14 protein-coding genes and 2 pseudogenes are annotated in these 14,752 nt (G+C 62.3%); 5 read left to right on the top strand and 11 right to left on the bottom strand.

Translation table 11 applies throughout. The features are described from left to right. The first annotated feature begins 2 nt into the window (after window positions 1–2). Window positions 3–398 (top strand): hypothetical protein, encoded by a 396-nt coding sequence (locus BFP89_RS09215; protein ID WP_065885180.1) that lies wholly within the window; start codon window positions 3–5, stop codon window positions 396–398. Window positions 399–1,042: 644 nt separating this feature from the next. Here BFP89_RS09215 and BFP89_RS09220 read toward each other — a convergent pair. Next, entirely contained in the window at window positions 1,043–1,318 is a 276-nt protein-coding gene (locus tag BFP89_RS09220) for a DUF6124 family protein (protein ID WP_065885181.1), read from the bottom strand. A gap of 476 nt (window positions 1,319–1,794) precedes the next feature. Between BFP89_RS09220 and phnN the strand changes: the two genes are divergently transcribed. From phnN to BFP89_RS09235, 3 genes are all read left to right on the top strand, one after another. Next, window positions 1,795–2,361, top strand: coding sequence for a phosphonate metabolism protein/1,5-bisphosphokinase (PRPP-forming) PhnN (gene phnN / locus BFP89_RS09225; protein ID WP_065885182.1), 567 nt, complete (start codon window positions 1,795–1,797; stop codon window positions 2,359–2,361). Between the two features lie 129 nt (window positions 2,362–2,490). Further along, the gene (locus BFP89_RS09230) at window positions 2,491–2,679 is read left to right on the top strand and encodes a type II toxin-antitoxin system HicA family toxin (RefSeq protein ID WP_065885183.1); all 189 of its coding nucleotides are present in this window, start codon (window positions 2,491–2,493) and stop codon (window positions 2,677–2,679) included. A gap of 11 nt (window positions 2,680–2,690) precedes the next feature. Beyond that, window positions 2,691–3,095: a type II toxin-antitoxin system HicB family antitoxin gene (locus BFP89_RS09235; protein WP_065885184.1), complete on the top strand. Its 405-nt coding sequence runs from the start codon at window positions 2,691–2,693 to the stop codon at window positions 3,093–3,095. Here the strand turns inward: BFP89_RS09235 and BFP89_RS09240 are convergent. The 10 genes and pseudogenes from BFP89_RS09240 to gcl all read right to left on the bottom strand — a co-directional run bounded on the left by BFP89_RS09240 (window position 3,092) and on the right by gcl (window position 13,899). After that, a complete protein-coding gene (locus BFP89_RS09240; protein ID WP_065885185.1) occupies window positions 3,092–4,288 on the bottom strand; it encodes an MFS transporter in 1,197 nt (398 codons plus the stop codon). The two genes, BFP89_RS09235 and BFP89_RS09240, sit on opposite strands and share 4 nt — an antisense overlap. A 178-nt stretch (window positions 4,289–4,466) precedes the next feature. Next, window positions 4,467–5,471: a sulfate ABC transporter substrate-binding protein gene (locus tag BFP89_RS09245; RefSeq protein ID WP_065885186.1), complete on the bottom strand. Its 1,005-nt coding sequence runs from the start codon at window positions 5,469–5,471 to the stop codon at window positions 4,467–4,469. 96 nt (window positions 5,472–5,567) lie between these two features. Beyond that, entirely contained in the window at window positions 5,568–6,392 is an 825-nt protein-coding gene (locus BFP89_RS09250) for an ion transporter (RefSeq protein ID WP_065885187.1), read from the bottom strand. Window positions 6,393–6,423: 31 nt separating this feature from the next. Further along, window positions 6,424–7,302: an urea transporter gene (locus BFP89_RS09255; RefSeq protein ID WP_065885188.1), complete on the bottom strand. Its 879-nt coding sequence runs from the start codon at window positions 7,300–7,302 to the stop codon at window positions 6,424–6,426. A 1-nt stretch (window position 7,303) separates the two neighbouring features. Next, window positions 7,304–7,399 (bottom strand): annotated as a pseudogene (locus BFP89_RS29315) (outer membrane lipoprotein carrier protein LolA); the annotation flags it as partial. Between the two features lie 8 nt (window positions 7,400–7,407). Next, a pseudogene (pyk, locus tag BFP89_RS09260) lies at window positions 7,408–8,822 on the bottom strand (pyruvate kinase). Then, window positions 8,812–10,092, bottom strand: coding sequence for a glycerate kinase type-2 family protein (locus BFP89_RS09265; RefSeq protein ID WP_065885189.1), 1,281 nt, complete (start codon window positions 10,090–10,092; stop codon window positions 8,812–8,814). Before BFP89_RS09265 ends, pyk begins: the two are co-directional and overlap by 11 nt. Before the next feature lie 176 nt (window positions 10,093–10,268). Continuing rightward, window positions 10,269–11,159: a 2-hydroxy-3-oxopropionate reductase gene (locus BFP89_RS09270; protein WP_065885190.1), complete on the bottom strand. Its 891-nt coding sequence runs from the start codon at window positions 11,157–11,159 to the stop codon at window positions 10,269–10,271. A gap of 171 nt (window positions 11,160–11,330) precedes the next feature. Continuing rightward, complete coding sequence (gene hyi, locus BFP89_RS09275) at window positions 11,331–12,113, bottom strand: hydroxypyruvate isomerase (protein ID WP_065885191.1); 783 nt, start codon at window positions 12,111–12,113, stop codon at window positions 11,331–11,333. 10 nt (window positions 12,114–12,123) lie between these two features. Continuing rightward, the gene (gcl, locus tag BFP89_RS09280; protein ID WP_065885192.1) at window positions 12,124–13,899 is read right to left on the bottom strand and encodes a glyoxylate carboligase; all 1,776 of its coding nucleotides are present in this window, start codon (window positions 13,897–13,899) and stop codon (window positions 12,124–12,126) included. 257 nt (window positions 13,900–14,156) lie between these two features. Here gcl and BFP89_RS09285 point away from each other — a divergent pair, with 257 nt between their 5' ends. After that, window positions 14,157–14,597: a GlcG/HbpS family heme-binding protein gene (locus tag BFP89_RS09285; RefSeq protein WP_065885193.1), complete on the top strand. Its 441-nt coding sequence runs from the start codon at window positions 14,157–14,159 to the stop codon at window positions 14,595–14,597. The last annotated feature ends 155 nt before the right edge of the window (window positions 14,598–14,752 follow it).

A 14,752-nucleotide genomic window follows, 5' to 3' on the forward strand; every position in this document is an offset into this window, starting at 1 on the left:
CCATGAACGCATTTGCACGTATGACCCTGCTCAGCCTCGTCGTGGGATTGAGCGCCTGTGCGGTTCACCGGCCACCTCCGGGCCCCACCGGCCCGACCATCCCACCGTCGGGCCCGTCGACCCAGCCCGACACCAAACCCTCCGGCCCGGTGACCCCGCCGCCAAAACCGCTGCCGAGCAAATCGCCGACCTTCGCCCCACCCCCAGGCGCCGCCAGTCACTGGGACGGCAAGATGCAGGTGTACGTCCTCGACGACCAGCCCGATACCTTCTACCGCCAGCGCACCTACTACCGCTGGAGCAACGGCTGGAGCCGCTCCATCAGCCCGAACGGGCCGTGGGAAGAGACCAGCGTGCAGGGCGTGCCGCCTGGGTTGAGCAAGCAGTACGCGCATTGATAAAAGGCGACCTTCGGGTTAATGCCAGTCAGTTAAGCGAACGAAACATAGATATTTACACAACTCTGTAGCGCTCAACCGTAACCACGATGCGAAGCGAGTCGATCTTGATCTGGCTCTTGATCTTAGGCGCCCTGTTAAACCACGCTGGCCGAACGCAGGCTTGAATCCGTGGGCAACCCGGCAGGACGCCGGGTTAGCCGCACTGGGCCAGGGATGGCCCATTGCGGCGGCCCACGGATTCAAGCCTGCGTTCGGGCACACCGAGCCTGGGCGAGGTGCCGAGTGGTGGGGCAAGAGCGTTTTGCTTACTTTTGCGCTTTTCAAAAGTGAGCCGCTGTAAAAGCGGAACCCATAGCAGCCGTTACCGCAGAAACGGATATGTACTCGATCTGATCCAACATCCTGGTCGGTCCTGAGGCCGCCATCGGGGGCAAGTCGAATCGTCGCACCGCCCCTCCCACAGGGGATCTTCGCTGCTTTAAGCATTTCGTTCGCTTAACTGACTGGCATTAACCTTCGGGGTCGCCTTTTTCTTGCCTCTGATGATCGTTCCCGCGCTCCGCGTCACCCGTGCGCAAAAAAGCAGGACGCGGAGCGTCCAGGGCGGCATTCCCACGCAGAGCGTGGGAACGATCTTGTTATCAAGCTACAGGACACTCCCGGTTCAGCGCTTCATCCACCAACAACTGCGCAATTTCGATCATCTGCACGACCGCCAGCACCTGCTTGCGGCCTGAGCCATCCAGATGCTCGGCGCAGTCGTACGCACAGACTGTCGCCGACTCCAGCATTTCGCTGGCATTGCTTAACGCCGCTTCGGTACTGAGGCCGGGACGGACGGTGAAGATGAGGTTGGGTGAGGTTTGTGAAAGGTCATCCGAGTGGAATGATGGGGGATTTGGCGTAACTTTTTTCATGCAGTCAGTCTCCATTCAGTTGGAGCTCACCACATCCGCGACCAAGCAGAAGGGTGGCGAGCTGTACGCAGGTTGGTCGACCAGGGAATGGAAACCCGGCAGGGCCCTGAGCCCTCCCGCGCACAGCCCGCCGTAACGCGAGCACAAGAATGCCGCTTGCGCGGCACTGTGCGCCATTCTAACCCAGGCGACCAAGCCTGATCGCTGATGAGCAGCGACTGCGAGAGGCTAACGGTGCGTTATAGCAACTGTAAGCCACGCAGATTGTAGGAAAGTTCCTGGCTGGCTCAAGCGTCGCGCCGTCTGAATTGAGACGAGGAAGCAGCGCAGCCCTCCACCGCTGTCACCGCTCACCCTTTCCCGGTAAGGTGACCACCGCCGGCCTGGTTGCCGGGCAATCGCTGGATATACTCTGCGGTACCGGGCAAACCGGCACAGGGCCGACCCGTGTGAAAACAAGCAAAGAGAGTGGTGTGATGGCAGGCAGGTTGATCTATCTCATCGGACCTTCAGGTTCGGGCAAGGACAGCCTGCTGGATGCCGCACGCGCCCGGTTGGCCGAGCGTGGTTGCCGCATTGTGCGCCGCGTGATTACGCGCTCGGCGGAAGCGGTGGGCGAGGCGGCGCAAGGCGTGAGCCCGGTGCAGTTTGCGGCGATGCAGGCGCAGGGCGCGTTTGCCCTCAGTTGGCAGGCCAATGGGTTGTCCTACGGCATTCCCAAGGAGATTGACGAGTGGCTGGCGGCCGGGGAGGACGTGCTGGTCAACGGCTCGCGCGCGTACCTGGCGCAAACCCGCGAGCGTTACCCGACGCTGCTGGTACTGCTGCTGACCGTTGATCAAGCCGTACTGCGCCAGCGCCTGGTCGCGCGCGGGCGTGAGTCCCTGCTGGACATCGAGGAACGCCTGGCGCGCAACGCGCAGTTCACCGAGGCGCTGATCGCCGCCAATGGCGCGGGTTTATTCGTGCTGGATAACTCCGGCCCGCTGGAACACACGGTCGCCCGTTTGCTGTGTTGCCTGGACCACGCGCACTCGGCTTGAGCCTGAAGCGGCGCCGAACCTCTCATCAATATCCGGTAAAACAACCGTCAGTCAGGCTTGGCCATTCTGTGCTTGAATAAATATAACTCTAGGGTTACGTTTTATTCAGTCCGAGCCAAGGAGGCGACGGTGCAAAGCAGGCTATTGATCAAGGAGTTGCTGGAAGCGGGCTGGGTGCTGGATCGGGTCACCGGCAGCCAGCACCTTTTCACCCACCGCTATAACCCGTACACGATACCGGTGCCCCATCCGAAGAAGGATCTGCCGTTGGGCACTGTGAGAAGCATCAGGAAACGCGCCGGGCTGTTTCAGTTTTAAGGAGAGCATGCATGCAATACCCAATCTGTATCGAATGGGGCGATGACTTCACCGCCACCGGTATCCAGATCCCCGATATTTCGGGCGCCGTCACCGCCGGGGACAGTTTCGAAGAGGCCTACAACGCGGCCGTGGAAGTGGCGCACCTCATGCTGCAGGAGATTGCCGCAGAGGGCGGGGTGATTCCAATGCCAACCTCGGTTGCCACTCATCACGCCCATGAAGACTACGCCGGTATGGGCTGGGGCATGTTGGAGCTGGATATCTCGCCCTATCTGGGCAAGACCGAGAAGGTCAATGTGACCTTGCCCGGTTATGTGATCCAACGCATCGACCGTTACGTGCGTGAACACAACGTCAAAAGCCGCTCGTCATTTCTGGCGGATGCGGCTTTGGAGAAGTTGGTGCGTTCTTAGGCGTTGGCGACCGCTACCTGCCGCGATGCACTGAGGAACCGCAACAACGCCACCAGTGGGAATACACTGCCCACCAGCATCACGCCCAGCCAACCGCCGTGTTCGTACACGCTGCTGGCAATCGCCGAGCCGAAGGCACCGCCAATGAAGATGCTGGTCATGTACAGCGCGTTCAGGCGGCTGCGACTATGGGCGTCGAGGGCGTAGACGGCACGCTGGCCGAGGACCATGTTCATCTGCACGCAGAAGTCCAGTACGACGCCCGTTACCGCCAGGCCGATCACGCTGTACAGCGGGTGCACGAAGGCCGGCAGGAAACTCAGCGCACCCAGCAGCATCGCCAGCAACGAGGCGCGGTGGGTGTGGCCGGCATCGGCCAGCCGCCCGGCGATGGGCGCGGCGATGGCACCGATGGCACCGACCAGGGCGAAGATCGCGATCTGGGTCTGGCTGAGGCCGTGGTTGCGCACCAGTTCCAGTGGCGCGGCGGTCCAGAACAGGCTGAACGCAGCAAACATGCAACCTTGATAAAACGCACGCTGGCGCAATACCGGCTGCTCACGCAGCAAGGTACCCAGCGAACCCAGCAACTGGCCGTAACTGGCGCTGTGCGTCGGTTGGCGCTTGGGAATGGTCAGCATCAACACCACACTGATAAACGCCATCAATGCCGCCGCCGCCATGAACATCGCCCGCCAGCCGAAGTGGTCCGCCACCACGCTGGACACCGGTCGCGCCAGCAGAATGCCCAGCAGCAGGCCGCCCATGATGCTGCCGACCACCCGGCCACGGGACTCGGCAGGCGCCAGGTGTGCGGCCAACGGGATCAGGATCTGCACCGACACCGAACTGAAGCCGATCAGCAGCGACACCAGCAAAAACAGGTTGGGCTGCTCGGTGAACGCGGCGCCCAACAGGCTGGCGATGGCCACCACCGTGGTGATGATCATCAGCCTGCGATTTTCCAGCAGGTCCCCCAGCGGCACCAGGAAGAACAGGCCCAGGGCGTAGCCGATCTGCGTGAGCGACACGATCAGGCTGGCCATTGCCGGGGAGAGGCCGATGTCCGGCGCGATCAGTTCGATAATCGGCTGCGCGTAGTAGATGTTGGCGACGATGGCGCCGCAGCAAAACGCAAACAGCATGACCATGCCTCGGGTCATGGTGCCGGTAGCGTGGGGGGTAGCATTCATGGGGTTCTCATGCAGGCGAAGGACGATGGGAGGAGAGAGTAAAGACATCGGCCGGCGCTGAGTAGGCCGCTTGTGCTGATAACGGTCATGCCGCGAAATAATGATTCAACGCCAAACCAATGTGGGAGGGGGCAAGCCCCCTCCCACAGTTCTGACGGTGTGTATTCAGCCGGAACGCTTACTGGCCGGTGTAAATCTGGTCAAACACCCCACCGTCATTGAAGTGGGTTTTCTGCACGGTGCGCCAGTCACCAAAGGTCTTCTCCACCGACAGGAAGTCGACTTTCGGGAAACGGTCGGTGTACTTGGCCAGCACGTTCGGGTCACGCGGGCGCAGGTAGTTGTTGGCGGCGATTTCCTGGCCTTGCGGCGACCACAGGTACTTCAGGTAGTCTTCGGCGGCGGCGCGGGTGCCTTTTTTCTCGACCACTTTGTCCACCACCGACACCGGCGGCTCGGCCTCGGCGGACACGCTTGGGTAGATCACTTCGAACTGATCACGACCGAATTCACGGGCGATCATTTCCGCTTCGTTCTCAAAGGTCACCAGCACGTCGCCGAGCTGGTTGGTCATGAACGTGGTCGTCGCTGCCCGGCCACCGGTGTCGAGTACCGGTGCCTGTTTGAACAGCTTGCCGACAAAGGCCTTGGCTTTTTCTTCGTCGCCGCCGTTCTTCAGCACATAGCCCCAGGCCGACAGGTAGGTGTAGCGGCCGTTACCCGAGGTCTTCGGGTTGGGCACGATCACTTGCACGCCATCCTTGAGCAGATCCGGCCAATCTTTCAGGGCTTTCGGGTTGCCTTTGCGCACGATAAAGACAGTGGCCGAGGTAAACGGCGCACTGTTGTTCGGCAGGCGGGTGACCCAGTTGTCCGGTACGAGCTTGCCGTTGTCGGCCAGGGCGTTGATGTCGGTGGCCATGTTCATGGTAATCACGTCCGCCGGCAGGCCGTCGATCACCGAGCGCGCTTGTTTGCTGGAGCCGCCGAAGGACATCTGCAGGGTCAGCTTGTCATTCGGGTGCTCGGCGTCCCAATGCTTCTGGAAGGCGGCGTTGTAGTCTTTGTAGAAATCACGCATCACGTCGTAGGAGACGTTGAGCAGAGTGACCGGAGCCGCCTGGACGGCGCCGGCCAGGGCCAGGCCGGCGGCCAGGAGGGAGGCGCTGAGGATGTTTTTCACTGCTCATTCCTTGTTGTTCGAGAGAAGGGGGGAGGCACAATGCCAGCGACTATAGCCGGGGCTGCATAGTCGCTTAAAGATTAAAAAGAACTTTGCTTATTCCACTTTCTTAAACAGGTTGCTGCCACAGCGTGAACAAAACGCCGCATTCGGCTCGTGGCTGTTCTTCTTGCACACAGGGCAATCGGTCTGCAGCTGTTCACCGCGCATGGCACTGGCCAGCTCGGCGGTGAATATCCCGGTTGGCACGGCAATAATCGAGTAGCCGGTGATCATCACCAGCGAGGAAATCACCTGGCCCAGCGGGGTCTTGGGCACGATATCGCCAAAGCCCACGGTGGTGAGCGTCACGATCGCCCAATAGATGCCCTTGGGAATGCTGGTAAACCCGTGCTCCGGGCCCTCGATCACGTACATCAGGGTGCCGAACACTGTCACCAGGGTACACACGCTGACCAGGAACACCACGATCTTCTGTTTGCTGCCGCGCAGCGCCGCCATCAGGTAGTTGGCCTGCTTGAGGTACGGACTGAGCTTGAGGACGCGGAAGATCCGCAGCATGCGGATGATGCGGATAATCAGCAGGTACTGCGCGTCGCTGTAGTACAACGCGAGGATGCCGGGCACGATCGCGAGCAGATCCACCAGTCCGTAAAAACTGAAGGCGTAGCGCAATGGCTTGGGCGAGCAGTACAGGCGCAGGCCGTACTCGATGGCGAAGATCAGCGTGAAGCCCCACTCGATATAGGCCAGCACGTCAGCGTAGTTCTGGTGAATTTCGTCGATGCTGTCGAGCATCACGATCACCAGGCTGGCGAGGATGATCAACAACAGGATGCCGTCAAAGCGCCGCCCGGCGACGGTGTCGCTTTGGAAAACCATCACGTAGAGCCGCTGGCGCCAGTCGTTGTTGCTGTCCATAAATCCCGCTCGAATTGAATATCGGCAAAGCCTAGGGGGATTCGTACGGACTGTCCATGCGCGGCTTGCGCAGTATTCGCTGGCTGGCGCGCACCAGCCAGCAGGTCAGAATGAAGGGCGCCGTCAGCGCCGGCAGGTGCAGGGCGGCGAAGCCGGGGGTGAGCATGATTGCCAGGACGATGCCGATCAGCGGCAACCAGGGCTCGCGGCGTGCCTGGCTCAGTGCCAGGGCGGCGAGCGCCGGGTTATAGCTGTGCAGGCCGAGCAGGGCGCCGCTGGTTTCGCCCAGCAGCAAGGCGACCGGCACGCCGGCGATGGCGCCGCTGAGTGCCCATACGGCGGCGCGCCGATCAGCCAGCAGCAGGCCGAGCGCAATCAAGGCTCCGGCCAGGGGCTGGTCCAACAGCATCGCTTGCGCCAGGCCGGTGAATGGCGCAGCGATTACCGTCAGGGGCTCGGGCTCGCTCAGGGCCAAGGTCGCGGGCGCGATGATGTTGCCCAGCAACAACCAGCCCAGGCCGACAAAGGGTGTGGTGTAGGCGGGCAGGTCCTGAGGTTGGGCGGCGTATTTCGACCACTGCCGCACCAGCATCGCGCTCAAGCCGCCACAGGCGAGGATCAGCGGCGGCACCAGGGCCGACCAGGCCAGGTGCTGGCTGATCAACACGCCCAGCAATACGCCGTTGTAGCTGTACAGCCCGGCCTGGCGTTCAGCCTTGGGGTAGCCTCGGCGCTGCGCCGTGAGCAAGCCTGCGACGCCACCCAGCAATGCGCCGCCGAGCAACCCCGGCGCGCCGATCAGGATCGCCAACAGGCACAGCAGGCCGCACAGCGGATGGCGCTGGAGAAAGATCTGGCTGAAGCCGTTGAGCAGGGCTTCGGCCCAGTCGGGGCAGGTTGGATTGTGCATGGCAGCTCCCTGTAGGAGCGAGCTTGCTCGCGAAAAACCTAAGGGCGCCGCGTGCATTCAGGATGCCTGCGTCAGCATTGACGTTCTTCGCGAGCAAGCTCGCTCCTACAGTAGGGTTTCGATACGCAAGGAGTTGGTCGACCCCAACTGCCCGAACGGCACCCCCGCAGTAATCACCAACGTATCCCCACGCTGCGCCATGCCCTGAGCCTGGGCGATCTCAAGCGCGGTGGAACACACCTCATCCACCTGCCGAAGCCGATCATTGACCACCGAGTGCACCCCCCACGCCACGCTCAAGCGCCGCGCCGTGGACAGGTTTGGCGTGAGCGTGAGGATCGGCGCCACCGGCCGCTCCCGTGCCGCGCGCAGGCTGGAGGCGCCCGACTCGCTGTAGTTCACCAGCACCGCCACCGGCAGAATGCTGCTGATGCGGCGGATCGCGCAGCTGATGGCGTCCGACACCGTGGCATCCGCCCCGGGCCGGCTGACATCCAGCTGGGCCTGGTAATCCGGGCCGTTTTCTACCTGGCGGATGATCTTGCTCATCATCTGCACGGCTTCCAGCGGGTAGTCGCCCGAGGCCGTTTCGGCCGACAGCATCAGCGCATCCGCCCCTTCGGCCACCGCATTGGCCACGTCGGTGACTTCGGCGCGGGTCGGTGCCGGAGAGAAACGCATGGACTCGAGCATCTGGGTCGCTACCACCACCGGTTTACCCAGTTGGCGGCAGGTCTTGATGATGTCCTTCTGGATGTGCGGCACGCTTTCGGCCGGCACTTCCACGCCCAGGTCGCCACGGGCCACCATGATCGCATCACTCAATTCGGCGATTTCGCGCAGTTGTTGCACCGCCGAGGGCTTCTCGATCTTGGCCATCAGGAAGGCCCTGTCGCCGATCAGTGCGCGGGCTTCGCGGATATCTTCCGGGCGCTGCACGAACGACAGCGCCACCCAGTCCACGCCCAGCTCCAGGCCAAAGCTCAGGTCGCGACGGTCCTTGGCGGTCAGCGGGCTGAGTTGCAACAGTGCCTGGGGCACATTCACGCCTTTGCGGTCGGACAGCTCGCCACCATTGAGCACGGTGGTGTCGATGGCGTCGGCGTGCCGGGTGATGACGCGCAAGCGCAGCTTGCCGTCGTCCAGCAACAGGTCCATGCCGGGCTCCAGCGCCGCGATGATTTCCGGGTGGGGCAGGTTGACCCGGCATTGATCGCCCGGTGTTTCATCCAGGTCCAGGCGCAGCGCCTGGCCGCGCACCAGTTGCACCTTGCCCTCGGCAAAGCGCCCGACGCGCAGCTTGGGCCCTTGCAGGTCCATGAGGATGCCCAGCGGGTAATTCAGTTGGCGCTCTACCTGGCGAATCCACTGGTAACGCTGCGCGTGATCGGCGTGATCGCCGTGGCTGAAGTTGAGGCGAAAGATATTCACCCGGCCTGCACCAGCTCGCGGATGCCATCGATTCCATCGGTGGCCGGGCCCAGGGTGGCGAGGATTTTGACCTTCTTGTCAGGCGTCATGTTTGGCGGTCTCAAGGATCAGGATGGCGCGGAAGTCGTTGACGTTGGTGCGGGTCGGCTCGGTGACGATCAAGTCGCCCAGGGCGGCGAAATAGCCGTAGCCGTTGTTGTTATCCAGCTCGTCGCTGGCGCTCAGGCCCAGGGCTTCGGCGCGGCGGTAGCTGCACGGGGTCATGAGCGCGCCGGCGTTGTCTTCCGAGCCGTCGATGCCATCGGTGTCGCCGGCCAGGGCGTAGACGCCGGGCAGGCCCTTGAGGCTGTCGGTGAGGCTGAGCAAAAATTCCGCGTTGCGCCCGCCACGGCCATCGCCGCGCACGGTGACGGTGGTTTCGCCGCCGGAGAGGATCACGCACGGCGCCGCCAACGGTTGGCCGTGCTGCACGATTTGCCGGGCGATGCCGGCGTGCACCTTGGCCACCTCGCGCGCTTCACCTTCAAGGTCGCCGAGGATCAGCGGGCTGAAACCGGCCTGGCGCACTTTCACCGCCACCGCTTCCAGGGATTGCTGCGGCCGGGCGATCAACTGGAAGTGGCTGCGCGCCAGCAGCGGGTCGCCGGGCTTGACGGTTTCCGAGGCGGGGTCTTGCAGCCAACTGCGCACCGAGGCCGGGATGTCGATGCCGTAGCGCTTGAGGATCGCCAGGGCCTGTTGCGAGGTGCTGGGGTCGCCGACGGTGGGGCCGGAAGCGATTACCGTGGCCAGGTCGCCCGGCACATCGGAAATGGCGTAGGTGTAGACCGTGGCGGGCCACGCGGCCTTGGCCAACCGTCCACCCTTGATCGCCGAGAGATGCTTGCGCACGCAGTTCATCTCGCCAATGGTGGCGCCGGACTTGAGCAGGGCCTTGTTGAGGCTTTGCTTGTCGGCCAGGGTGATGCCGTCGGCGGGCAGGGCGAGCAAGGCGGAGCCGCCACCGGAGAGCAGGAAGATCACGCGATCGTCTTCGTTCAGGTCACTGATCAGCTCCAGCACGCGTTTGGCCACGGCCAGGCCGGCAGCGTCGGGCACGGGATGCGCGGCCTCGACCACTTCGATTTTCTTGCACGGTGCACCGTGGCCGTAGCGGGTGACGACCAGGCCGCTGACCTCGCCCTGCCAGCAGTGCTCCACGACCAGCGCCATGGCGGCGGCGGCCTTGCCGGCGCCGATCACGATCACACGGCCGCTGCGGTCGGCGGGCAGGTAAGGTTCAAGGACTTGCCGGGGGTGGGCGGCGTCGATGGCTGTGGCAAACAGCTCGCGAAGCAGGTGTTGCGGATCGACCGACATAAGCGGGCTCCGGGAGATTCTTGTTATTAGAGGCGCATTAATTCCAGACTTGAAATGCCATCAACTGTGGGAGGGGGCTTGCCCCCGATAGCAGTGTTTCAGTCACACCACCTACACCTGACACACCGCAATCGGGGGCAAGCCCCCTCCCACACTGATTTGCATTTCATTGCAGCTTATTTATCGCGAATCGAGAAATTCGCCATATGCTCCAGGCCCTTGATCAGCGCCGAATGGTCCCAGTTGCCGCCGCCAAGCGCGGCACAGGTGCTGAACACTTGCTGGGTGCCGGCGGTGTTCGGCAGGTTGATCCCCAACTCCTTGGCCCCGGCCAGGGCCAGGTTCAAGTCCTTCTGGTGCAGGTTGATACGGAAACCCGGGTCGAAGGTGCCCTTGATCATGCGTTCGCCATGCACTTCGAGAATTTTCGACGACGCAAAGCCGCCCATCAGCGCTTCACGCACCTTGGCCGGGTCCGCGCCATTTTTCGAGGCGAACAGCAGTGCCTCGGCCACCGCCTGGATATTCAGCGCGACGATGATCTGGTTGGCGACCTTGGCGGTCTGGCCATCGCCGTTGCCGCCGACCAGGGTGATGTTCTTGCCCATGGCCTGGAACAGCGGCAGGGCGCGCTCGAAGGTCTGCGGCTCGCCACCAATCATGATGCTCAGCGTGCCGGCCTTGGCGCCGACTTCACCACCGGACACCGGGGCATCCAGGTACTGCGCGCCCGTCTCGTTGACCTTGGCCGCGAACGCCTTGGTGGCGGTAGGGGAGATCGAACTCATGTCGATCACCACTTTACGGGGCGACAGCCCGGCGGCCACGCCGTCGGCCCGGAACAGCACGTCTTCGACCTGCGGGGTATCCGGCACCATCACAATGATGAATTCGGCTTCCTGGGCCACTTGCTGCGGGTTGGCCAGCGCCACCGCGCCGGCAGCGATCAGCTCGGCAGGCGCTTTGCCGTGATGCTCGGAAAGAAACAATTGATGACCTGCTTTCTGCAGGTTGGCGGCCATGGGTTGGCCCATGATGCCGGTGCCGATAAATCCGATTTTAGCCATGATCAAAATCCTCTTTTTTATTCGATAGCAGACTTGCTGAAGCCTGCCAGACGCTGCCGGTCCAATGTGGGAGGGGGCTTGCCCCCGATTGCGGTGTGTCAGATGTAGATGATGTGACTGAACCACTGCTATCGGGGGCAAGCCCCCTCCCACATAAGCTGCCGGTGTCTGTTAGATGGCGTTATGGGTTTTGAGCCAACCCAAACCCGCTTCGGTAGTGGTCAGCGGCTTGTATTCACAGCCAACCCAACCCGTGTAGCCAATCCGGTCCAGATGTTCGAACAGGAACCGGTAATTGATCTCCCCCGTCCCCGGCTCATGACGCCCCGGGTTGTCCGCCAGCTGGATATGGTTGATGACCCCCAGGTGCGTCGCCATGGTCCGGGCCAAATCGCCTTCCATGATCTGCATGTGATAGATGTCGTACTGCAGGAACAGATTGTCACTGCCCACCTGCTCGCGAATCGACAGGGCCTGGGTGGTGTTGTTCAGGTAGAACCCGGGGATATCGCGGGTGTTGATCATCTCCATCACCAGCTTGATGCCCGCGGCCTGCAATGCGTTGGCGGCGTACTTGAGGTTGGCGACGAAGGTCTTTTCCACGGTTTCGTCATCCACGCCTTGCGGCGCAATGCCCGCCAGGCAGTTGACCTGGGTATTGCCCAGGACCTGGGCGTAGGCGATGGCCAGCTTGACCCCGGCGCGGAATTCTTCGACCCGGTCGGGGTGGCAGGCCAGGCCGCGCTCGCCTTTGGCCCAGTCCCCGGCGGGCAGGTTGAACAGCACCTGGGTCAGGCCGTTGGCGTCGAGCTGCGCCTTGATGTCGGCTGAACTGAATTCATACGGGAACAGGTATTCCACACCTTCGAAGCCCGCATCGGCGGCCGCTTTGAAGCGGGCAAGGAAATCCTGTTCGGTAAACAGCATGGACAGGTTGGCGGCAAAGCGCGGCATAGGGTTCTCCTTAATCGAGCAGGGAAATGGCGGTCGGTGCGTCGTTGCCGACCAGGGCCAGGTCTTCGAATTCGTTGACGGCGTTGATCTCGGTGCCCATGGAAATATTGGTCACCCGTTCCAGAATAATCTCAACGATCACCGGCACCCTGAATTCTTCGATCATTTCCTGGGCGCGGCGCAGCGCCGGCTGGATCTGGCTCGGCTCGAACACACGCAGCGCCTTGCAACCCAGGCCCTCGGCGACGGCCACATGGTCGACGCCATAGCCGTTGAGTTCCGGGGCGTTGAGGTTGTCGAAAGACAACTGCACGCAGTAGTCCATTTCAAAGCCGCGTTGCGCCTGGCGGATCAGCCCCAGATACGAGTTGTTCACCACCACGTGGATATACGGCAGCTTGAACTGGGCGCCGACGGCCAGCTCTTCGATCATGAACTGGAAGTCGTAGTCGCCGGACAACGCCACGACTTTGCGGCTCGGGTCAGCCTTGACTACGCCGAGCGCCGCCGGAATGGTCCAGCCCAGTGGGCCAGCCTGGCCGCAGTTGATCCAGTGGCGTGGTTTGTACACATGCAGGAACTGCGCGCCGGCAATCTGCGACAGGCCGATGGTGCTGACGTAACAGGTGTCTTTGCCGAACACCTGGTTCATCTCTTCATACACCCGTTGCGGCTTGACCGGTACGTTGTCGAAGTGAGTCTTGCGGTGCAGGGTGGCCTTGCGCTGCTGGCAGTCGTGCAGCCAGGCGCTGCGGTCCTTGAGCTTGCCGGCGGCTTTCCACTCGCGGGCCACTTCGATGAACATCGTCAGCGCGGAGCCGGCGTCGGACACGATGCCCAGGTCCGGCGTAAACACGCGGCCGATCTGTGTAGGTTCAATGTCGACGTGAATGAATTTGCGCCCTTCGGTGTACACCTCCACCGAGCCGGTGTGACGGTTGGCCCAGCGGTTACCGATACCCAGGACCACGTCGGACTTGAGCATCGTCGCGTTGCCGTAACGATGGGACGTCTGCAGGCCGACCATGCCCACCATCAGCGGGTGATCGTCGGGGATAGTGCCCCAGCCCATCAGGGTAGGGATCACCGGGATGCCCGTCAGCTCGGCGAATTCCACCAGCAGCTCGCTGGCGTCGGCGTTGATCACACCACCGCCGCTGACCAGCAAGGGGCGCTCTGCCTGGTCGAGCATTGCCAGGGCTTTCTCTACCTGAATGCGGGTGGCCAAAGGCTTGGCCAGGGGCAGCGGCTGGTAGGCGTCGATGTCGAACTCGATCTCGGCCATCTGTACGTCGAACGGCAAGTCGATCAAGACCGGGCCGGGGCGGCCGGAGCGCATCTCATAAAAAGCTTTTTGAAACGCGTAGGGCACCTGGCCGGGCTCCAGGACGGTGGTCGCCCACTTGGTCACCGGCTTGACGATGCTGGTGATGTCCACGGCCTGGAAGTCTTCCTTGTGCATCCGGGCGCGCGGCGCTTGCCCGGTGATGCACAGGATCGGGATCGAATCGGCCGAGGCGCTGTACAGGCCGGTGACCATGTCGGTGCCCGCCGGGCCCGAGGTGCCGATGCACACGCCGATGTTGCCGGCCTTGGTGCGGGTGTAGCCCTCGGCCATGTGTGAGGCGCCTTCAACGTGGCGAGCAAGGACGTGATCGATGCCACCCACCTTCTGCAAGGCCGAATACAGCGGGTTGATCGCGGCGCCCGGGATACCGAAGGCGGTGTCCACCCCTTCACGGCGCATCACCAGGACGGCGGCTTCGATTGCTCTCATTTTGCTCATGGTTTTGGTGCCTCTTGCGTTTTGTAATTGTATACAAGTGGTGTCTGAGCAAAGTGTATTCACGGCGAGCGGCGTAGGTCAATGCATTTCATAAACTGAGCTTTGCGTTCGTCTGAATCACTTTTGTCGACGTATGGAAGCTTTGTTTGAAAATATTGTATACAAAAACAAATATTATTGTGTTCTATTTGTTCGGTCCGGCATCTGATCAAACAGACGCTCCAACGTATTCCCAATAACAAGAGAAGGACGGCACCATGAGCGCTTTAACCTTGAAGATTGCCACCCAACTGGCCAGCCAGGCCCTCGCTGCGGGCCGCACCATTGCTGCCGCGCCGCTGACCATCGCGGTGCTCGACAGTGGAGGGCACCTGGTCGCCCTGCAACGCGAAGATGGCGCGAGCCTGCTGCGCCCGCAGATCGCCATCGGCAAAGCCTGGGGCGCGATTGCTCTCGGCAAAGGCTCACGCCTGCTGGCGCTCGATGCGCAGCAGCGGCCGGCGTTTATCGCGGCGCTGAACAGCCTGGGGCAGGGCAGTGTGGTGCCGGCGCCGGGTGGGGTGTTGATTCGCAATCAGGACGGCGTGGTGCTGGGGGCGATCGGGATCAGCGGGGATACGTCGGATATTGACGAGCAGTGCGCGATCACGGCGATCGAAGGGGTGGGGTTGATGGCGGATGCCGGGGTGTCCGCTTGAGTATTGAGTGACTGTCACGGCCTCATTGGGGCATAGGTATCTACACAACTCAGCAGCGCCAAACCGTAACCACGATGCGAAGCGAGTCGCTCTTGATCTGGCTTTTGATCTTGATCTCAGGCGCCCCGTTAAACCACGCTGGCCGAACGCAGGCT

This window comes from Pseudomonas sp. 31 R 17, assembly GCF_900004915.1.
GTDB classification, from domain to species: domain Bacteria; phylum Pseudomonadota; class Gammaproteobacteria; order Pseudomonadales; family Pseudomonadaceae; genus Aquipseudomonas; species Aquipseudomonas orientalis_A.